Raw genomic sequence first — 19,724 nt, forward strand, 5'->3', positions numbered from 1 at the left:
CTTCACAAAACGCCGCAGCTGCGGCGTTTTTGTTTTGGGGCGTCTTGCAATGCCCCGCCAAAGCGCTGGGACAGGTGCTGCTGCCTAGAATGTTGGCCACACTAGAAAGACCCCCGCTCCATGTCAGGCACCATTCGCATCCGTGGCGCACGCCAGCACAACCTCAAAAACCTTGACCTTGACATTCGCACCGGTGAGTTGACGGTGGTCACCGGCCCCAGCGGGTCTGGCAAATCCAGCCTGGTGTTTGACACGCTGTATGCCGAAGGCCAACGCCGCTACGTCGAAACCTTCAGCGCCTACGCGCGGCAGTTCTTGGACCGCATGGACCGCCCGGCTGTCGACAAGGTTGACGGTGTGCCCCCCGCGATCGCGATTGACCAAACCAACCCCGTGCGCAGCTCGCGCTCCACCGTGGGCACCATGACCGAGCTGAACGACCACTTGAAGTTGTTCATCGCCCGTGCCGGTCAGTTGTTTGACCGCCAAACCGCACAGCCGGTTCAGCACGACACACCGCAAACCATTTACGCCGAGCTGCAACGGCGCTGTGCGGCGCTGCCGCAAGACCCGCGCTTGATCTTGACCTTCCCGGTCGAGCTGCCGGCCAACACCACGGCCGACGAGGTGACGCAGTGGCTCAGTGCCAGTGGCTTCACCCGCGTCCATGCCGAGCGCGAAGTGGCCACGCCCACCGGCCCACGCAAGCTGCTGGATGTGGTGGCCGACCGCTTCCGACTGGGCAACACCGAGCAAGCCCGGGTGGTGGAGGCGATTGAGCTGGCCATCAAACGCGGCAGTGGGCGACTCAATGTGTATTGGGGTGACAGCGATGTCTCCTTGTGGCGCTTCTCCACCGGCTTGCATTGCCCCGACAGCGATCTGCGCTACAGCGATCCGATTCCGTCCATGTTCTCGTTCAACTCGGCGGTTGGCGCATGCGAAACCTGCCGTGGCTTTGGCCGCGTGATTGGGGTGGACTATGGCTTGGTCATTCCCAACGACAAGCTCACCTTGCGCTCTGGCGCCATCAAAACCATCCAAACGCCTGCTTGGAAAGAATGCCAAGACGACTTGATGCGTCACGCCGAGGCTGAAGGCATTCCGCGCGACACGCCATGGTCCAAGTTGAGCCAAGCGCAAAAAGATTGGGTCATCCAAGGCTCACCGCTGTGGAAGGGCAAGTGGAACCACCAGTGGTACGGCATCAAGCGCTTCTTTGAATACCTGGAGAGCAAGTCGTACAAGATGCACATCCGTGTGCTGCTCTCCAAATACCGCAGCTACACCCCGTGCGGTGTGTGTGGCGGTGCCCGCTTGAAGACCGACAGCCTGTTGTGGCGCATCGGCAGCAAAGACAACGCCGATGCGGTGATGAAGCCTGAAAAACGTTTCATGCCCCAGGGCGTGACTTGGACACGCGAGCAACTCGAAGCCATGCCGGGCTTGTGCTTGCACGACCTCATGCTGATGCCCATCGACAAATTGCACCAGTTCTTCCATGCCGTGCAGGTGGATGCGGCAGGCACCGATGCGCAAGCCCTGCATTTGTTGGTGGAAGAAATTCGCACCCGTTTGAAATACCTCAGCGATGTGGGCATTGGCTACCTCACCTTGGATCGACAAAGCCGCACCCTGAGTGGTGGTGAGGTACAGCGCATCAACCTGACCACGGCCTTGGGCACCTCCTTGGTCAACACCTTGTTTGTGCTCGACGAGCCCAGCATCGGTTTGCACCCGCGCGACATGCACCGCATCAACCTGGCCATGCTGCGCTTGCGCGATGCAGGCAACACCTTGGTGGTGGTGGAGCACGACCCAGCGGTGATGCTGTGCGCCGACCGCATCTTGGATATGGGCCCCGGCCCCGGTGTGCGCGGCGGCAGCATTGTGTTCGATGGCACGCCCGAAGCTTTGAAGTCTGCGGACACCTTGACCGGCGCTTACCTGGGTGCGCGCAAAACCATTGGCCTGGGTCTCAAGCGCTTGGTGACTGATAACACCCCGCGTTTGATTTTGGAGGGCGCTCGCGAGCACAACCTGCAAAACTTGGCCATTGAGTTCCCGCTGCAACGCTTGGTCTGTGTGACCGGCGTCAGCGGCTCGGGTAAGTCGACCCTGATTCAAGATGTGCTGACCCCCGCCTTGATGCGCCACTTTGGCCGCGCCACCGAAACCCCAGGCGCACACGACCGCTTGTTGGGCGCCGACCACCTCAGCGATGTGGTGTTTGTCGACCAGTCACCCATTGGCAAAACCGCGCGCTCCAACCCCGCCAGCTACGTCGGCGCGTGGGACGCGGTGCGTGAGTTGTTTGCGGTGCTGCCCATGTCCAAACAGCGCGGCTACACCGCGTCCAAGTTCAGCTTCAACAGCGGCGATGGCCGTTGCCCCACCTGCGGCGGCTCGGGCTTTGAACACGTGGAAATGCAGTTTTTGAGCGATGTGTATTTGCGCTGCCAAGATTGCAATGGCAAACGCTACCGACCCGAAATTCTGGAAATCACCTTAGAGCGCAACAAGCTGGGTGGCGCGGGTGCAGGGCTAATGCAGCGACATTCTGAGCGAAGCGAAGAGGAGCAAGGCAGCTCTGTGCCTGCGTCAACCAGCGTCTCTCTGAACGTGGCCGATGTGTTGGACCTCACAGTGGGCGAAGCGTTGGAAGTGTTTGCCAATGACCGCGACGTCGTGCGCGCCCTGCAACCCATCGTCGACGTGGGCTTGGACTACGTCAAACTGGGCCAACCCGTCCCCACCCTCAGCGGCGGCGAAGCCCAGCGCCTCAAGCTGGCGGGCTTCTTGGCCGAAGCCGCCAAAAGCAAAACTGCAAGTCGCCAAGCCACCGCCAAAAAAGGCGTGCTGTTCTTGTTTGACGAGCCCACCACCGGCCTGCACTTTGACGACATCGCCAAACTGATGCGCGCCATGCGCCGCTTGTTGGAAGACGGCAACTCGTTGATCGTGATCGAGCACAACCTCGACGTGATTCGCGCCAGTGACTGGCTGATTGACCTGGGCCCCGAAGGTGGCGAGGCCGGTGGCTTGTTGGTGGCCGAGGGCACGCCCGAGGACGTGCGTTTGCACCCCAGTTCACACACTGGCAAAGCCTTGCGTGACTATGCCCAAACCATGGGTGTGGTGTACGAGGTGGCCAAGCCTTCGGTGGGACTGAAGGCAGCAGAAGGCGCGCTTCGGTTCGCTGCTGCCGGATCAGCCGGCATGCCAGCCGCCTCATCCGCACGCTCGACATCGTTGCTCGGCACACCGACTGCTCCGACAGCGGGCGTGGGCGGATCTTCATCGGATGAAGGCTCTATCCAAATCATCAACGCCAAAGAACACAACCTCAAGAGCTTGAGCGTCAACATCCCGCGCGGCAAGTTCAACGTCGTCACCGGCGTGTCGGGTTCGGGCAAATCCACGCTGGCGTTTGACATTTTGTTCAACGAAGGTCAACGGCGTTATCTGGAAAGCCTCAATGCCTATGCGCGCAGCATCGTGCAGCCCGCAGGGCGCCCCGAGGTGGATGCGGTGTACGGCATCCCGCCCACGGTGGCGATTGAGCAGCGGTTGTCTCGCGGCGGGCGCAAATCCACCGTGGGCACCACCACCGAGGTGTGGCACTTCTTGCGTTTGTTGTTTGTCAAACTCGGCACCCAGCATTGCACCCACGATGGCGCGGCGGTGCAGCCGCAAACGCCAGACCGCATCGCAGCGCAGCTGATGCGTGAATTCAAAGGCCAGCACATTGGCTTGCTCAGCCCCTTGGTGATGAACCGCAAAGGCGTGTACACCGAGCTGGCCGACTGGGCCCGCCCGCGTGGCTACACCCACTTGCGGGTAGATGGGCACTTTTTGCCGACCAACGGTTTCCCGCGCATTGACCGCTTCAAAGAGCACACCATTGAGCTGCCTGTGGCCAGCCTGGTGGTGTCGGCCCAGAACGAAGCCCTCTTGCGCCAAGCTTTGGCCACGGCCTTGGAGCATGGCAAAGGCGTGGTGCATGTGCTGAGCCAACTGGACGGTTTGCGCGAGGCCATGTTGAGTGGTGCAGAGACCAACAGCATTGGCCGCTTGGACGCGTACTCCACCAAGCGCGCCTGCCCGGTGTGTGACACCTCGTATGCCGAGTTGGACCCGCGTTTGTTCTCGTACAACAGCAAGCACGGTTGGTGTCCCGACTGCGTGGGCACAGGCGTCAAGCTCAACAAAGACCAGCGCAAGGTGCTGGACGACTCTGTGCGTGATGACAAAGACAAAGGCCGCGAGCAAACCTTTGCCGAACCCGATGTGGACGACTTGGTCGACACCGCCTGCCCCACCTGCGAAGGCACGCGCTTGAACGCCAACGCCCGTGCGGTGAAGTTTGCCGGGGTGGGCATCACCGAGATCGCCCGCTTGAGTGTGACCGACGTGCGCCGCTGGGCCGAGACGGTCGGTTTGCACGGGCGTGATGCTGACATTGCGCGCGACCTGTTGCCCGAGATCAAAAGCCGCCTGGAGTTCTTGGAGCAAGTGGGCTTGGGCTACCTCACGCTCGACCGTGGGGCGCCCACCTTGAGCGGGGGCGAAGCGCAACGCATTCGACTGGCCGCGCAGCTGGGCAGCAACTTGCAAGGCGTGTGCTACGTGCTGGACGAACCCACCATTGGCCTGCATGCCCGCGACAACCAGATTTTGTTGAACGCGCTGCATGTGCTGAGCGACAAAGGCAACACCTTGGTGGTGGTGGAGCACGACGAGGACACGATTCGCCGCGCCGACCACATCATCGACATTGGCCCAAGCGCGGGCAAACGCGGCGGGCGTTTGATGGCCGAAGGCTCGGTGAAAGACATCACCGACCAAGCCGATTCACAAACGGGGCGCTATTTGTTGCACGCGATGCGCCACCCCCTGCAAGCGCGACGTGCCATGGATGCCGAAGCCTTGACGTTCTTGAGCCTGGAAGGCGCCTCTCTGCACAACCTGAGCGAGGTGAGTGTGGACATTCCCCTCAAGCGCTTGGTGGCGGTCACGGGCGTGTCGGGTTCGGGCAAGTCCACCTTGGCACGCGATGTGTTGTTGCACAACGTGGCTGCAGCAGTGGCGCAGCGCACCACCCAAGCGGGCCGCAAAGCCGATGACGAGGGCAAGCATCCCACCTGGGTGGGCTGCACCGACGTGTCGGGCTACGCAGGCATTGACCGCGTGCTGGAGGTCGATCAAACGCCGATTGGCAAAACACCACGCAGCTGCCCCTCCACCTACATTGGGTTTTGGGACACCATCCGCAAGTTGTTTGCCGAGACGCTGGAAGCCAAAGCGCGCGGCTATGGCCCCGGGCGCTTCAGCTTCAACACGGGCGAGGGCCGTTGCCACACTTGCGAAGGCCAAGGCTTGCGCACCATCGAGATGAGCTTTTTGCCCGACGTGAAAGTGCCCTGCGAGACCTGTCACGGCGCACGCTTCAACCCCGAGACTTTGGCCGTGAGCTGGCGTGGCAAAAGCATTGGCGAGGTGCTGCAAATGGAAGTGGACGAGGCGGTGGACTTCTTTGCCACCATGCCCAACATCAGCCATCCGCTGCAACTGCTCAAAGACGTGGGCCTGGGCTACCTGACCTTGGGCCAGCCCTCACCCACCTTGAGCGGTGGCGAGGCGCAGCGCATCAAGCTGGTGACCGAGTTGAGCAAGGTGCGCGACGACGTGACCCGACGCGGCAACAAAGCCCCGCACACGCTGTACGTGCTGGACGAACCCACCGTGGGCCTGCACATGGCCGACGTGGACAAGCTGATTCGCGTGCTGCACCGTTTGGTGGATGGCGGTCACAGCGTGGTGGTGATTGAGCACGACCTGGATGTGATCGCCGAGGCCGACTGGATCATCGACTTGGGGCCAGAAGGGGGCGACGGCGGCGGTTTGATCGTGGCAGCGGACACACCGGAAGCGGTGGTCAAGCTGGGCACGCACACAGGGGTGGCGTTGAAGCCGGTGTTGGCGCGCGTCTAGTTGAGGATTGGTTTTTGTGCTGCGAGCTGTTTTATGTCGACCCACAAGAAGAGAGGCTCAGGGGCGTTGCCCGTCGCGACATTCTGAGCGCAGCGAAGAGGAGCCTAGGGCAATGCCCCTGAGCCACCACTCTTCGCGACACGCCAAAGAAGTAAACATCAACCCGCCGAAGACAACGCCAACCCCGCATGCTCACGCAGCGGGTGAAAGTGGATCTTCGGAAAGCGTTCTTGCGCCAAGCGCACGTCGTACGGCGAGGTGCACAAATAGGCCAAGGTGTTGGCCGCGTCCAAGGCCATGCGCTGTGGGTAAGCGTGGGTGAATTCGCGCAACTCGGCGGGGCTGTCTGCGGTGATCCAGCGCGCACCGGTGTAGCTGCTGTTTTCTAGGCGCACATCACAGTCGTACTCGGTTTTGAGCCGGTGTTGCACCACTTCAAATTGCAGCTGACCAATGGCTCCCAGCAACATAGCGCCGCCCACTTCGGGCTTGAACACCTGAATGGCGCCTTCTTCGCCCAATTGCTCCAAGCCGGTTTGCAGCTGTTTGGTACGCAGCGGATTTTTCAAAATCACGGTCATGAACAACTCGGGCGCAAAGAAGGGCAAGCCGGTGAATTGCAAGGCTGCGCCGTCGGTGATGGTGTCGCCCAACTGCACGCCGCCGTGGGTGGTGAAGCCGATGATGTCGCCCGCAAAGGCTTCGTCCACCGCTTCACGGCGTTGGCTCAGAAATGTCACCACCGAGGTGGGGCGCAGCTCTTTGGCCGTGCGTTGCACCTTGAGTTTCATGCCTGGCTTGTATTGGCCCGAGGCCACGCGCACAAAGGCAATGCGGTCACGGTGGTTGGCGTCCATGTTGGCTTGCACCTTGAACACCACGCCCGAGAAACCTGCGTCTTCGGGTTGGATGGTTTTGTCCACCGCTTGTTTGTTGACCACCAAGTGGCTCATGCGGGGGCGTGGGGAGGGGGCCAGGTCGACCAAGGCGTCGAGCACTTCCATCACCCCAAAGTTGTTCACGCCGGAGCCAAAGAACACCGGGGTTTGTTTGCCGGCCAAGAAAGCTTCTTTGTCAAAACTTGGCGAAGCCCCTGTGGCCAGTTCCATGCTTTCCATGGCCGCCGCCCAGTCGCTGCCAAAGCGCTGGGCGAGTTGGTCTTGTTGGGCCAGTGGGTGTGTTTCAAAGTCTTGTGGCAAGCGTTCGCTGCCGGAGTCAAACACGGTCATGGCTTGGGTGCGCAGGTTGATGATGCCGCCAAATGATTTGCCCTGGCCGACGGGCCAGGTCATGGGCACGCAGGGCATGCCGAGTTCGCGCTCCACTTCGTCCAAGATGTCGAGCGGGTCGCGCACCTCACGGTCCATCTTGTTGACGAAGGTGATGATGGGCGTGTCGCGTTGACGGCACACCTCGATCAAGCGACGGGTTTGCGCTTCCACACCGTTGGCGGCGTCGATGACCATCAGTGCCGAGTCCACGGCGGTGAGGACGCGGTAGGTGTCTTCGCTGAAGTCTTTGTGGCCTGGGGTGTCGAGCAGGTTGATGACGTGGTCGCGGTAGAGCATTTGCATGACCGATGAAGCCACCGAGATGCCACGTTGCTTTTCAATCTCCATCCAGTCGCTGGTGGCGTGGCGGCTGGCTTTGCGGGCCTTGACCGAGCCCGCGATTTGAATCGCGCCCGAAAACAGCAGCAGTTTTTCAGTCAGCGTGGTTTTACCCGCGTCGGGGTGGGAGATGATGGCAAAGGTGCGCCGGCGGCGCACTTCGTTCAAATAGGTGGTCATGGGGAGAGGGCATCAGTCAACCCATGATCATAGACGGCTGAGTTTTTGGCGCTGCGCTGCTCAGGCCAGCAGCAGCCTCAGGGTTCCAGGAGGTTGTTGCTGCGGATGCTGTAGTGCAAAACGCGGTTGATCAAGGTGTGACGGTCAAAGGGTTTGGGCATCACTTCGTCAAAGCCCACTTCTTTGCAAGCTTTGAGCGCGTCACTGGCGACGTTGGCCGTCAAGGCAATGACGGGCACTAGGTTGAAGGGTTCGGGCAAGGTGGTGCGAACGCGGCGCATCACCTCAATGCCATCGATGTCTGGCATCACCAGGTCCAGCAGAACCAAGTCATACAGGTTGGTACTCATCTTGGCCAGGCCCGTGGTGCCGTTTTCGGCTTCTTCAATCCGCGCGTTGGGCAAGGCGCGTTGGATGGTGGTTTTGGCGACCAAGCGGTTGATCGCATGGTCGTCCACGATCAGCAGTGTGAGCGGCGTGGTGTCAACGCTCTCCAAGACCGGGGTGGTTTTCTGTGGGGCGGGCGCGAGTTGGACCGGGAGTTGAAATGAAAAAGTCGAACCTTGGCCCTCGACGCTGTGCAGCGTCAATTCGCCACCATGGCTTTTGATCAGGGTGTCACTGATGCTCAAGCCCAGACCATTGCCTCGCAAGGCATCGCGTCGGGATGATGCGGGTTGGGAGCGGGCGAGTTGGACGAATGGTTCGAAGATGCGCGCCTGCGCATCGGCGGGTATGCCCAGACCCGTGTCTTCCACATGCACAAACAACTTACCCGTGGACGGTTTGTCGATGGATGGGCTGAACGACACGTGCATCTTCACATGGCCTTTGTCGGTGAACTTCAAGGCATTGCCCAGCAGGTTGACCAAGACCTGGGTCAGGCGGTGCTGGTCTGCGCAGATCCACTCAGGCACGTTGGGGTCAAGGTGCAGGTGGTAATCCAGCCCCTGCTCGATGGCGCGCGGACTGAGGGTGCTGTGCGTGGTGCGCAGCATGGTGTGCAAGTTGAACACCTGAGGGTTCATGGTGATCTTGCCATTTTGAATTTGCGAGAAGTCCAACAAATCGTTGATCACGGTCAGCAGGTGGGCCGCAGAGTTTTGGGCGCCAGTGACAAACTCTTTCAGGTCGCGGGTGATGCGTTCGTCGGTGCTCATCAAACTCAGATAGCCCATCACTGCATTCAGGGGCGTGCGCATTTCATGGCTGACGATGGCCAAGAACTGGTCCTTGTGTGCATTGGCTTGTTGCAAATCTTGCGACAGCCGTTTCAGGCTGATGTTGGCCCGCGTGGTGTTGCGCAAGGAGGTGATGTTCATGGAGTCGATCGCATCAATCAGGCTCCACTGGGCGTAGATCAAGATGACATAGATCACGGCGTCCTTGATCAGCAAGCCGCTGCTTTGCGGACTGTGTAATTCGATCGTGCCTGTGAGTTGCAAGGCCAACAGGGTCATCACGCAAGCCAAGGACACGCACAGCCAAAAGCCCACCACCTTGCGTGAGTTGGAGGAAAACAAGGGCAGGATGGGCACGATGACCAACCACACGATGGCCGACGACCGCATGCCGCCATCGATGCAGGCCACATAAAAGATGATGCCCATCATGGCGGCTTGGTCGATCGATTGCGCCCACAAGCGTGGCAGGCCTTTGAGCCACAAGACAAAGGCAAAGGTGATGCAGCCCAGGCTTGTCAGGCATGCAACAGCAATTCGGGTTTCACCAAGGCTGTAAAACAAGGGCACCAAAAAAGCCAAAGCGATTTGTGCAGAGAGTGAGAAAAAAACGTAATAAATGTCGAGCGTGCTGCGCCGTTTGTGGGGCAGCACGCGTTTGAGGGCAATGAGCAGGGGCCGTGTGATCATGTGTTTGGCTTCCAGTGTTTCGAGACCGGGTGGGTCCATGCTTCGCCCATGCTGCGAGTCTGTGTCGCGACCCGCAGAATTTGACGTTTTATAAACAAAAGTAACGATCGATTTGCCATTTGATTATTTTAATATTACTTTTGTAGATTTTGTTAAAAAAAGTTTGGCTGGGTAGGGGCTATTCTTTTGATGGCCCGAAGCTGCATTAAAATAATGCGTTCCGAGGAGCGCTGCAGCTGAATCGACCCAGATTCAGTGAGGCTCGGACCCTTATTCCCCAACCGCGCTCACCCACTGACAACGTGAGGTGAGCACCTCGGACACATCCCATGTGCTTGTCTCGCGCGCGTCAGTGGCCCTGAACCTTTTGGAGCCTGACCATGAACGCTGTTCTCAAACCCACCCAAGCCATCGACTACGTCGTGGCCGATATGTCCTTGGCCGCCTGGGGCCGCAAAGAAATCAAGATTGCCGAAACCGAAATGCCTGGTTTGATGGCCATTCGTCAAGAGTTTGCCAAAGCGCAGCCGCTCAAAGGTGCGCGCATCACCGGCAGCTTGCACATGACCATTCAAACCGCCGTGCTGGTGGAAACCTTGCAGGCTTTGGGTGCCCAAGTCCGTTGGGCTTCTTGCAATATTTTTTCGACTCAAGACCATGCCGCTGCCGCCTTGGTGGCTGAAGGTACGCCAGTGTTTGCCACCAAGGGCGAGACACTGACCGAGTACTGGGACTACACCCACCGCATTTTTGACTTTGGCGCAGCCAACACCGCCGGTGAAGGTCCCAACATGATCTTGGACGACGGTGGCGACGCCACCTTGCTCATGCACTTGGGCAAACGCGCTGAAAAAGACGCCTCACTCATCGCCAACCCCACCAGCGAAGAAGAAACTTGTTTGTTCGACGCCATCAAAGCCAAACTGGCTGTGGACCCTACTTGGTACAGCCGCAAATCTGCCCAAATCATCGGTGTGACTGAAGAAACCACCACCGGCGTGCTGCGCTTGAACGAAATGGCCGCCAAGGGCAGTCTGATGTTCCGTGCCATCAACGTCAACGACTCGGTGACCAAGAGCAAGTTCGACAACCTGTACGGTTGCCGCGAATCTTTGGTCGACTCGATCAAGCGCGCGACCGATGTGATGATTGCCGGCAAAGTGGCTGTGGTGGCTGGTTACGGCGATGTGGGCAAGGGCAGCGCCCAAGCTTTGCGCGCTTTGAGTGCGCAAGTGTGGGTGACCGAGATTGACCCGATCAACGCCTTGCAAGCTGCCATGGAAGGCTACAAAGTGGTGACCATGGAGTACGCTGCTGACAAGTGCGACATCTTCGTATCGGCCACCGGCAACAAAAATGTGATCCGTTACGAACACATGGCCGCCATGAAAGACGAAGCGATTGTGTGCAACATCGGTCACTTCGACAACGAAATCGATGTCGCCTCGCTCGAGAAGTTGCAGTGGGACGAAATCAAGCCCCAAGTCGACCACATCACCTTCCCAGACGGCAAGAAGATCACTTTGTTGGCCAAGGGCCGCTTGGTGAACTTGGGTTGCGCCACCGGCCACCCCAGCTTTGTGATGTCGTCGAGCTTTGCCAACCAAACCATTGCTCAGATCGAACTGTTCACCAAGCAAGACCAGTACGAATCAGGCAAGGTGTATGTGTTGCCCAAGCACTTGGACGAAAAAGTGGCGCGTTTGCACCTGCAAAAAGTCGGCGCCATGTTGACCGAGTTGACCGAAGAGCAGGCCTCCTACATTGGCGTGTCCAAGAACGGCCCCTACAAAGCCGATACCTACCGCTACTGAGCACGGCGTCTGCCATGCGTGCTGACCAGCTGCTGGTAGACCGGGGTTTGGCCGTCTCGCGCTCTCAAGCGCAGCGGCTGATTGCCTCGGGCGTGCAATGGCGGGTCGGTGCGGCGGCATGGCAGCAGGTTGCTAAAAATGGTGATTTGCTGCCACAGACCTGCGAGTTGCAGCTGCTGGATACCGCCGAGTCGCGTTATGTCTCGCGCGGTGGCTTGAAGCTGGAGGGCGCTTTGCGCGACAGCGGCTTATCGGTTGCTGCCATGCGATGCCTCGATGTGGGGCAAAGCACCGGTGGCTTCACCGATTGCTTGTTGCAGCACGGTGCGGCACAGGTGGTGGGTGTGGACGTGGGCCATGGGCAGTTGCATCCTCGCTTGCGCATGGACCCTCGGGTCTTGTGTGTCGAGCGCATCAATGCCCGCGAATTGCAAGCCCAAGACGAACGCATGCCAGCATTGAGCCAAGGCTTTGACGTGGTCGTCGGTGACTTGTCTTTCATCTCTTTGACCTTGGTGCTGCCGCAACTGATGCTGTTGCTCAAACCCGGCGCCTACATGCTTTTGTTGGTCAAGCCGCAGTTTGAATTGCAACCCGGCGACATTGGCAAAGGTGGGTTGGTCAAGGACCCCGCGTGTTACCCCAAGGTGGAAACGCGCTTGCGTGAGGCCTGTGCGGCTATAGGGTTGAAAGTGTTGGGTTACTGGCCTAGCGCCATTGCCGGAGGCGATGGCAACAAAGAATTTTGGATAGGAGCGCGTCATGACACACACCAGTCTGAGCATTGAGTTTTTTCCACCCAAGTCAGCCGAGGGGGCTGAGAAGTTGCGCGCTGTGCGCCAAGCCCTGTACGTTTTGAGGCCTCAGTTTTGTTCTGTCACCTATGGTGCGGGTGGATCGACCCAAGCGGGCACCTTGTCGACCTTGAACGAAATCTTGGCGGAGGAGGTGCCTGCTGCGTCCCATTTTTCATGCATCGGGGCGACCCGCGACAGCGTGCGTCAACAACTGGCTGAGTTCAAAGCCATGGGCATTCGGCGCTTGGTGGCTTTGCGGGGTGATTTGCCCAGCGGTTATGGCGGGGGCGGTGAGTTTCACTACGCCAGCGATTTGGTGGCGTTCATTCGCGCTGAAACAGGGCAATCATTTGCGATTGAGGTGGCGGCATACCCGGAGATTCACCCACAAGCCAGATCGGCTGAGGCAGATCTTCAGGCCTTCGCCACCAAGGTCAAGGCCGGTGCTGATTCGGCCATCACCCAATATTTTTACAACAGTGACGCGTATTTTCGTTTCGTAGAAGATGCGCAGCGCTTAGGCGTGGAAGTGCCCATCGTGCCAGGCATCATGCCCATCACCAGTTCGGCCCAGTTGTTGCGCTTTTCAGATGCGTGTGGGGCTGAAATACCCCGTTGGATCCGTTTGCGATTGCAGGGCTATGGCGATGATGTGGCTTCCATCAAAGCATTTGGGTTGGAGGTCGTGACCGATTTGTGCGACCAATTGCGCAGCGCGGGCGCGCCTGGGCTGCACTTTTACAGCATGAACCAAAGCGCGTCGACCTTGGCTATTTGCCGCAACCTCGGTTTGATTTCTTGAAAGTACTTCTGGCCGTTTGACGACAACATTGCAAAAATTGTTAAAAGCAGTACAAAAGAAATATAAATGTAGAATTTGTCATCTCTTTTGAATAACAAGGATGTCGCCTTATGTTGAAGCCATGGACACTCTCAGCATTGTTTCTCATTTCAACAGCGACGGCCCAAGCGCAAGACAGCCCGTGGTTGTTACGAGGTCGTTCGGTTCAGCCTGATTTTGCGTATGACCCCAACCCGGGTGGGTTTTCTGTCGAGCAACGGTGGATGCCAGAGGTGGATGCCAGCTATTTCTTTTCTAAGAATTGGGCGGCGGAGTTCAGCTTCACAGCATTGAAAAACCAAACCGTGTTCATGTCAGGCCAGGCCATTGGGACATTCAGCAAACTGCCGCCCACCTTGATGGCGCAATACCATGCCGACCGTTGGTCGGGCTTCAAGCCCTATGTAGGAGCGGGCATCACTTACACCAAAAGCTCCACGATCACTTTCACCAACCCCATCATGTCCACGATCTTGATGAACAACCACGTCTGGGGACCCGCGTTGCAAGTTGGTGTGGATGTGCCCTTGGATGAGCGCTGGTCTTTGAACTGGGACATCAAGCGGAGCAACTTCCGATCTGACATCACGATGGCCGGAGCAACGGTGGACACCAAAATCAATTTGCGGGTGGTGGGGGTTGGTGTGGGCTACCGCTTCTGATGGAAAGGCGGGGCTTGCCTTTCCTCGCGTCGTTTTTTCTTCGGCAAAATTTGTTTCCTTGATCTAAGTCATCTTTTGGACGTCTCGGGTTTGATGCGCATCAAGTTGCGCCCACAACCAGTGCGGTGCAATAGACAGCACGGGAATAGCCCCGAGTAAAGCTCAAGGAAATACCATGAAAAAAATTCTCATCGCAGCCGCTGTTGGCATGTTGGTTGCCGGTCATGTGGCCGCACAAGAAAGCCCTTGGTTGGTTCGTGCGCGAGTGGTCAATCTTCAGATGGCCAATGACACAACGGGGACTGTGAACGCATTGGACGTGAATGTGAACGACAAAACCATTCCAGAAGTTGACATCACATACTTCATCAACAAGAACGTGGCAGCTGAATTGATTTTGACTGTTCCACAAAGCCAGACGGTTTATGCCGGATCGGCTTCTCTGGGTACGTTCAAGCATCTGCCCCCAACGCTGACGCTTCAATACCACTTCACCGATTTAGGCGCTTACAAACCTTATGTCGGCGCAGGTCTCAACTACACAAAAATCAGCGGTGTGGATTTGAAGAATGGTTCAACGGTGCTTCAGTTGGACAGCCACAGCTATGGCGCTGCTTTGCAAGCCGGTGTGGACATTCCTCTGGACAAACAATGGTCGCTGAACTTTGATGTGAAAAAGGTCTACATCAAGACAGACGTTTACGCCGCGGGTGCAAGCCTGGGTACTTTGAAGTTGGATCCAGTGCTGGTGGGTGTGGGCGTCGGCTACCGCTTCTGATTACCTCGTGCACCATGAAAAAGCCGCGCCAAGTGCGCGGCTTTTTTGTGCCTGACGCGTGCGGGATTCAACGCTCGTCGAAGCTCACCACCAAGCTGTCACTGGTGGGGCAGGCTTGGCAGCTCAGCACAAAACCTTGCGCCATTTCCCAAGGCTCAAGCGTGAAGTTTTTGCGCATGGCCACACTGCCTTGCATCACTTTGGCGCGGCAAGTACAGCACACACCGCCCTTGCATGAGTAAGGCAGGTCGAGTCCCGCATTCAAGGCCACATCCAGCACGTGCTCATGCGCTTGCATGCGCAGGTCGTGGGTTTTTCCATCGAGCACGATACGCAATGAAATCGCGTGAGTGTCTGCCTTGGCTGTGGATTCTGAGTTGGCGCGGGCCTTGGGGGGCGAGGTGGATACAAAGCGCTCGGTGTGCACGTGTTTGGCGGGAACGCCCGCTTGCAGCAACGCAGCTTCGGTGGCCTCAATCATGGCCTCTGGCCCGCACACAAAGACTTCGTCCATGCTTTGCACCGGCAAGAAGGCTTGCATGATGGCGCGCACTTTGTCGCCATCGATACGGCCTTCCAGTAGGGGCACCTCTTGTGCCTGGCGAGACAGGATGTGGATCAAGGTCAGGCGACTTGGGTAGCGGTCTTTGAGATCTTGCAGCGCCTCGTTGAACATCACGCTGTCCATGCGTCGATTGCCATACACCAAGGTGAATTTGGATTCAGGTTGTGTCTGCAGGCAGCTGGTCAAGATCGACAAGATCGGGGTGATGCCCGAGCCTGCGGCAAAGCCTACACGGTGCAGGGCCCGAGGACGATGCACGGTGAAGCGGCCTTCGGGGGGCATCACACTCAGGGTGGTTCCGGTTTTGAGTTGCGTGGTGGCCCATGTCGAAAACACACCGTCATCTACCCTGCGAATGCCCACTTGCAGTTGACCTGTTTGTGCCAACACAAGCGGCGTAGAGCAAATGGAATAACTGCGCCGCACATCGGCACCGTCGATGGAGGCACGCAAGGTCAAGAACTGGCCAGGTTTGAATGCAAAGCTGTCACGCAGCTCGGGTGGGACATGGAAGATGATGGCGACCGCCTGTGCGGCCTCGGGGTCAATGCGTGACACCGTGAGTTCATGAAAGCGAGAGGTTGCCGACATGGTGTGCTGCCTGTGAGTCAATAGGGTTTGAAATAGTCAAACGGTTCCATGCAGTGCAGGCATTTGTAGAGTGCTTTGCAGGCGGTGGAACCAAAGTGTGAGTTTTCCGTGGTGTCGTGCGAACCGCAACGTGGGCAGGGCACCACATCAGGTAGAGCGCGATGGCTGGCGAACTGAATCACCCGGGTGGTTTGCCCACAGGCAGCCGGTGGCGCAATGCCGTAGTCGCGCAGTTTTTGGCGCGCCACGTCGCTCATCCAATCGGTGGTCCATGCAGGGGCCAGTTGTGTGATGACGCGTGCTGGAATACCCAGTGCCGTGACGCTGGCGCGCACATCGTCTTCAATTTGTTCCATCGCCGGGCAGCCGCTGTAGGTGGGGGTGACCACCACCTCTACCGTGTGTCCATCTGCCGCGTGGCGCACGTCCCGCAAGATGCCCATCTCGCGCAAGCTCACCACTGGAATTTCCGGGTCGGTGAGTGCGTCAAGTGCTGTCCACACTTGAGCCAGCGTGTGGGCTGTTGCCGGTGCGCTCACCAGACACCCTGTGGGTGGGCGCGTGCCAGACTTTGCATCTCGGCCAGCAAGAAGCTCAGATGTTCAGAGTGCACGCCTTGCTTGCCCGTGGTCACATATCCCTCGTCGCTGGACAAAAGCAGTCCGGCTTGTGTGGCGGCCTCTTGCGCCAATGCCAGCCAATTTGTGTGAAGCGTGGCCCTGTCGACGCCACAGCCGCACTGAACGGCCTGTGCTTCAAAGTCAGACCCTTGCCAGAACTCCTGGGTGTAAGGCATCAAATGGTCCAGCGCGTCTTGCGCTTTGCGGTGCGACAGCTCTGTGCCGTCGCCCATGCGGATCATCCAGTCGCGCGAATGCCTCAGGTGGTAGCGCACTTCTTTCAGTGACTTGCTGGCAATGGCCGCCAATTGCGCATCCTGCGCCTGTTGCAACTGCTCCCACACCAGCGCCATCAAGGCGCTGTACAAAAAGTTACGCACGATGGTGGTGGCGTAGTCGCGGTTGTCCAACGCGTAGCCCACCAATGGGCCATGGTGCGGTAACTCCAGCAGGGTGTAGTTGCGAAATTCAGCCGCATCGCGGAAATAAGCCAAACGGTCTTCGGTGCTGCCATCGTTTTTGAGCGTCGCCACATGCTGGTAAAGCAGCCGCGCCTGACCTATCAGGTCGAGGCTGATGTTGGACATGGCAATGTCTTCTTCAAGGATGGGGCCGTGGCCACACCATTCCGCATTGCGTTGGCCCAGCACCAAGGCGTTGTCTGCCAAGTGCAAGAGGTAGTCGATGGGCGCTGTGACGTGTTTCACATGTGCCCCACTTCGTCGGGAATCTCATAGAAGGTGGGATGACGGTAGACCTTGTCACCGGCGGGGTCGAACAGCTCGGCCTTGTCATCGGGTGCGCTGGCGGTGATGGTGTGGGAGGGCACCACCCAAATGCTCACCCCTTCCTGGCGGCGGGTGTACACATCACGTGCCATTTGCAGGGCGTGTTGCGCATCGCTGGCATGCAGGCTGCCGCAATGTTTGTGCTCCAGGCCTTGTTTGCTGCGGATGAAAACTTCCCACAGCGGCCACTCGCTCAGGGCTTTGGTGTTTGGGGTGGTGGTCATGCCGCCTCCTTCATCTGTTTGGCTTGTTGTTTGCGGACGTGCGCCAGGGCTGCATCGCGCACCCATTGGCCTTCATGCCAGGCTTTCACCCGGGTGCCCAAGCGCTCTTTGTTGCAAGGGCCGTTGCCGTTGACGGTGGCCCAAAACTCGTCCCAATCGATGGCGCCATAGTCGTGATGCTGGCGTTCTTCGTTCCATTTCAGATCGGGGTCGGGCAGCGTGACGCCCAGCACCTTGGCTTGTGGCACGGTGGCGTCGACGAACTTTTGACGCAAGTCGTCGTTGCTGATGCGCTTGATGCCCCAGCGCATGCCTTGTGCGCTGTTGGGGCTGTCGGCATCGGGAGGTCCAAACATGGCCAAACATTTCCACCACCAGCGGTTCACCGCGTCTTGCACCATGGCGCGTTGTTCGGCTGTGCCGGTCATCATCACCAGCAAGGCCTCATAGCCTTGGCGTTGGTGGAAAGACTCTTCCTTGCAAACCCGCACCATGGCACGCGCGTAGGGGCCATAAGAGCAGCGACAGAGCGGGATCTGATTCATGATCGCGGCACCATCGACCAGCCAACCGATCACGCCCACATCGGCCCATGTGAGGGTGGGGTAGTTGAAGATCGAGCTGTATTTGGCGCGACCGTTGTGCAGGGCGTCGAGCATTTGGTCACGGCTGGTGCCCAAGGTTTCTGCTGCGCTGTAGAGGTACAGACCATGCCCGCCTTCGTCTTGCACCTTGGCAATCAAAATCGCTTTGCGCTTCAAACTCGGAGCCCGGCTGATCCAGTTGCCCTCCGGCAGCATGCCTACGATTTCGCTGTGCGCGTGTTGACTGATTTGGCGCACCAATGTTTTGCGATAGGCCTCTGGCATCCAGTCTTGCGGCTCGATGCGCCCATCGGCGTCAATGCGAGCGTCAAAAGCCGTTTGCAGCTCTGTCTGGTTGGCGCTCAAGGGCGTTGTGACCACTTTGAGTCCGGGATTGGCTGTGTCTTCGGACTTGTCTGGGACGTTGAAAGATTGGGTGTACATGAACCACTCCTGCGCCGGACAAATGGGCGCCGCTGGCAGTATAAGAAATTAACCGACCAATCGGTCGGTTAATTGGGCGCAATGCCTAGTGGTTTTCCTGAGGGGAGGACGTTCAGCCGCCCGACTCGACGCTCCAGCCCTGCCCAGGGCCGCGTCCCAAAGATTTTTCCAGCACAGGCAAGGCCTCATTGAGTAGGGGCTTCAAGGTATAGGGCGGGTTGATCAAAAACATGCCGCTGGCGCTCAATCCCGTGTCGTCCCCCCCCGTGGCGCGACCGATCGCCAAGGTGGCGTGCAGCCAAGGCTTTTTGACTTGGCTGCACAAGGTTTTGAGCTTGCGCGGCAAATCATGTGCTTCAGGACGCGGTATGATGGGGTACCACACCAAATACGTGCCGGTGGCAAAACGCCTCAGACAGTCTTGGATGCAGTCGAGCACGCGGTAGTAATCTGTTTTGAGTTCGTAGCTGGGGTCAATCAACACCATAGAGCGGCGTGAACCGCTGGACGAGACGGGCGGGGGCAGCAAGGCTTTGAGTGCTTCAAACCCATCTTGTCGCGCCACGCTGACGGTGCGACCTGCTTCCAGTTGTTCGATGTTGCCTGTCAGCGATTTGTGGTCGGTGGGATGCAACTCAAACAACTTGAGCCGGTCGCGTGCTTCATGACGCATCAAGCGCTGGATGATGAAAGGCGATCCAGGGTAGACCCTTGAGCTGCCTTTGTCATTGAAACTGGCCACCATGCTGAGGTAGTCCTTCAATGCCTCGACCTGTTCATCGGCAGGTAAGCCCTTGAGTTTGAGCACGCCATCGGCCGCTTCACCGCTTTTTTCAGCGTAGTCGCCGTCCAATCGGTACAAGCCCGCACCCGCGTGGGTGTCGACGAATTGAATGCCTGCATCCTTGTGCATCAAATGACGCAAGGTGGCAATCAAGGTCAGGTGTTTGAGGACGTCGGCATGGTTTCCGGCGTGAAAAGCGTGGCGGTAACTGAACATAGTCGGGGATGGTAACCCGTCCATTCTCAGCCCCGGTTACGGAGCTTGCGCCAAGTGCTTGATTTTGCGTATAATTTCTGGCTCTGCAGCGAACGAGTGGTCCCGCGGCAGAGGCTTTGCAAAAAGCACATCCCACCTAAGAGGTTCTCAACAGAAGAACGCCGACCGTGGAAAAGGGCCCTACAAACCAACTCTCCTTTTAGGATTTAACTATGTCTACTTTCAGCGCAAAACCCGCTGACGTGGTGCATGAGTGGTTTGTGATTGACGCCACCGATAAGGTGCTCGGACGGGTAGCCAGCGAAGTTGCCCTCCGTTTGCGCGGCAAACACAAAGCCATTTATACGCCTCACGTCGATAC

15 protein-coding genes and 1 riboswitch are annotated in these 19,724 nt (G+C 58.4%); of the genes, 7 read left to right on the forward strand and 8 right to left on the reverse strand.

The features are described 5' to 3' along the window. Nucleotides 1-120 precede the first annotated feature (120 nt). Nucleotides 121-5,994: an excinuclease ABC subunit UvrA gene (locus ACKWJN_RS11810; protein WP_408597145.1), complete on the forward strand. Its 5,874-nt coding sequence runs from the start codon at nt 121-123 to the stop codon at nt 5,992-5,994. Between the two features lie 158 nt (nt 5,995-6,152). Here the strand turns inward: ACKWJN_RS11810 and ACKWJN_RS11815 are convergent, their stop codons facing one another. After that, nucleotides 6,153-7,784: a peptide chain release factor 3 gene (locus tag ACKWJN_RS11815; protein WP_408597147.1), complete on the reverse strand. Its 1,632-nt coding sequence runs from the start codon at nt 7,782-7,784 to the stop codon at nt 6,153-6,155. A 77-nt stretch (nt 7,785-7,861) separates the two neighbouring features. Continuing rightward, nucleotides 7,862-9,655: an ATP-binding protein gene (locus ACKWJN_RS11820; RefSeq protein WP_408597149.1), complete on the reverse strand. Its 1,794-nt coding sequence runs from the start codon at nt 9,653-9,655 to the stop codon at nt 7,862-7,864. Between the two features lie 216 nt (nt 9,656-9,871). Next, a riboswitch (S-adenosyl-L-homocysteine riboswitch) is annotated at nt 9,872-9,951 on the forward strand. An 84-nt stretch (nt 9,952-10,035) separates the two neighbouring features. On the opposite strand from ACKWJN_RS11820, the gene ahcY reads away from it, so the two are divergent. The 5 genes from ahcY (at nt 10,036) to ACKWJN_RS11845 (ending at nt 14,547) form a co-directional block, all read left to right on the forward strand. Next, complete coding sequence (gene ahcY, locus ACKWJN_RS11825) at nt 10,036-11,469, forward strand: adenosylhomocysteinase (RefSeq protein ID WP_408597151.1); 1,434 nt, start codon at nt 10,036-10,038, stop codon at nt 11,467-11,469. Between the two features lie 14 nt (nt 11,470-11,483). Beyond that, on the forward strand, nt 11,484-12,257 hold the full coding sequence (locus ACKWJN_RS11830) for a TlyA family RNA methyltransferase (RefSeq protein WP_408597152.1): 774 nt from the start codon (nt 11,484-11,486) through the stop codon (nt 12,255-12,257). Continuing rightward, nucleotides 12,232-13,068, forward strand: coding sequence for a methylenetetrahydrofolate reductase [NAD(P)H] (gene metF, locus ACKWJN_RS11835; RefSeq protein ID WP_408597154.1), 837 nt, complete (start codon nt 12,232-12,234; stop codon nt 13,066-13,068). Before ACKWJN_RS11830 ends, metF begins: the two co-directional genes overlap by 26 nt. A gap of 110 nt (nt 13,069-13,178) precedes the next feature. Then, nucleotides 13,179-13,769 carry an OmpW/AlkL family protein gene (locus ACKWJN_RS11840; protein ID WP_408597156.1) on the forward strand — a complete coding sequence of 197 codons (591 nt, stop codon included), beginning with the start codon at nt 13,179-13,181 and terminating at the stop codon, nt 13,767-13,769. Nucleotides 13,770-13,944: 175 nt separating this feature from the next. Next, nucleotides 13,945-14,547, forward strand: a complete 603-nt coding sequence (locus ACKWJN_RS11845) for an OmpW/AlkL family protein (protein ID WP_408597158.1) — start codon at nt 13,945-13,947, stop codon at nt 14,545-14,547. Between the two features lie 67 nt (nt 14,548-14,614). Here the strand turns inward: ACKWJN_RS11845 and paaE are convergent, their stop codons facing one another. From paaE to ACKWJN_RS11875, 6 genes are all read right to left on the reverse strand, one after another. Beyond that, the gene (gene paaE, locus ACKWJN_RS11850; RefSeq protein WP_408597160.1) at nt 14,615-15,703 is read right to left on the reverse strand and encodes a 1,2-phenylacetyl-CoA epoxidase subunit PaaE; all 1,089 of its coding nucleotides are present in this window, start codon (nt 15,701-15,703) and stop codon (nt 14,615-14,617) included. A 17-nt stretch (nt 15,704-15,720) separates the two neighbouring features. Continuing rightward, nucleotides 15,721-16,242, reverse strand: a complete 522-nt coding sequence (gene paaD / locus ACKWJN_RS11855; protein WP_408597162.1) for a 1,2-phenylacetyl-CoA epoxidase subunit PaaD — start codon at nt 16,240-16,242, stop codon at nt 15,721-15,723. Next, the gene (gene paaC / locus ACKWJN_RS11860; RefSeq protein WP_408597164.1) at nt 16,239-17,030 is read right to left on the reverse strand and encodes a 1,2-phenylacetyl-CoA epoxidase subunit PaaC; all 792 of its coding nucleotides are present in this window, start codon (nt 17,028-17,030) and stop codon (nt 16,239-16,241) included. The genes paaD and paaC overlap by 4 nt, the downstream gene beginning before the upstream one ends. Further along, nucleotides 17,027-17,335, reverse strand: a complete 309-nt coding sequence (paaB, locus tag ACKWJN_RS11865) for a 1,2-phenylacetyl-CoA epoxidase subunit PaaB (protein ID WP_408597166.1) — start codon at nt 17,333-17,335, stop codon at nt 17,027-17,029. Before paaB ends, paaC begins: the two co-directional genes overlap by 4 nt. Continuing rightward, entirely contained in the window at nt 17,332-18,363 is a 1,032-nt protein-coding gene (gene paaA, locus ACKWJN_RS11870; RefSeq protein WP_408597168.1) for a 1,2-phenylacetyl-CoA epoxidase subunit PaaA, read from the reverse strand. The genes paaB and paaA overlap by 4 nt, the downstream gene beginning before the upstream one ends. Before the next feature lie 112 nt (nt 18,364-18,475). Continuing rightward, nucleotides 18,476-19,363, reverse strand: a complete 888-nt coding sequence (locus ACKWJN_RS11875) for a 23S rRNA (adenine(2030)-N(6))-methyltransferase RlmJ (RefSeq protein WP_408597170.1) — start codon at nt 19,361-19,363, stop codon at nt 18,476-18,478. Between the two features lie 212 nt (nt 19,364-19,575). On the opposite strand from ACKWJN_RS11875, the gene ACKWJN_RS11880 reads away from it, so the two are divergent. Next, a partial coding sequence (locus tag ACKWJN_RS11880) for an uL13 family ribosomal protein (protein ID WP_408597173.1) occupies nt 19,576-19,724 on the forward strand: 149 nt, incomplete at its 3' end.

It is taken from the genome of Limnohabitans sp. (assembly GCF_046052825.1).
GTDB lineage: Bacteria > Pseudomonadota > Gammaproteobacteria > Burkholderiales > Burkholderiaceae_C > Limnohabitans.

What these genes read in the sequence shown, in the direction of transcription:
- ACKWJN_RS11840 (WP_408597156.1), top strand. Translation starts at nt 13,179, where the DNA reads ATGTTGAAGCCATGGACACTCTCAGCATTGTTTCTCATTTCAACAGCG.
- ACKWJN_RS11815 (WP_408597147.1), bottom strand. Translation starts at nt 7,784, where the DNA reads ATGACCACCTATTTGAACGAAGTGCGCCGCCGGCGCACCTTTGCCATC.
- metF (WP_408597154.1), top strand. Translation starts at nt 12,232, where the DNA reads ATGACACACACCAGTCTGAGCATTGAGTTTTTTCCACCCAAGTCAGCC.
- paaA (WP_408597168.1), bottom strand. Translation starts at nt 18,363, where the DNA reads ATGTACACCCAATCTTTCAACGTCCCAGACAAGTCCGAAGACACAGCC.
- ACKWJN_RS11845 (WP_408597158.1), top strand. Translation starts at nt 13,945, where the DNA reads ATGAAAAAAATTCTCATCGCAGCCGCTGTTGGCATGTTGGTTGCCGGT.
- ACKWJN_RS11810 (WP_408597145.1), top strand. Translation starts at nt 121, where the DNA reads ATGTCAGGCACCATTCGCATCCGTGGCGCACGCCAGCACAACCTCAAA.
- ahcY (WP_408597151.1), top strand. Translation starts at nt 10,036, where the DNA reads ATGAACGCTGTTCTCAAACCCACCCAAGCCATCGACTACGTCGTGGCC.
- ACKWJN_RS11830 (WP_408597152.1), top strand. Translation starts at nt 11,484, where the DNA reads ATGCGTGCTGACCAGCTGCTGGTAGACCGGGGTTTGGCCGTCTCGCGC.
- paaB (WP_408597166.1), bottom strand. Translation starts at nt 17,335, where the DNA reads ATGACCACCACCCCAAACACCAAAGCCCTGAGCGAGTGGCCGCTGTGG.
- paaE (WP_408597160.1), bottom strand. Translation starts at nt 15,703, where the DNA reads ATGTCGGCAACCTCTCGCTTTCATGAACTCACGGTGTCACGCATTGAC.
- ACKWJN_RS11875 (WP_408597170.1), bottom strand. Translation starts at nt 19,363, where the DNA reads ATGTTCAGTTACCGCCACGCTTTTCACGCCGGAAACCATGCCGACGTC.
- ACKWJN_RS11820 (WP_408597149.1), bottom strand. Translation starts at nt 9,655, where the DNA reads ATGATCACACGGCCCCTGCTCATTGCCCTCAAACGCGTGCTGCCCCAC.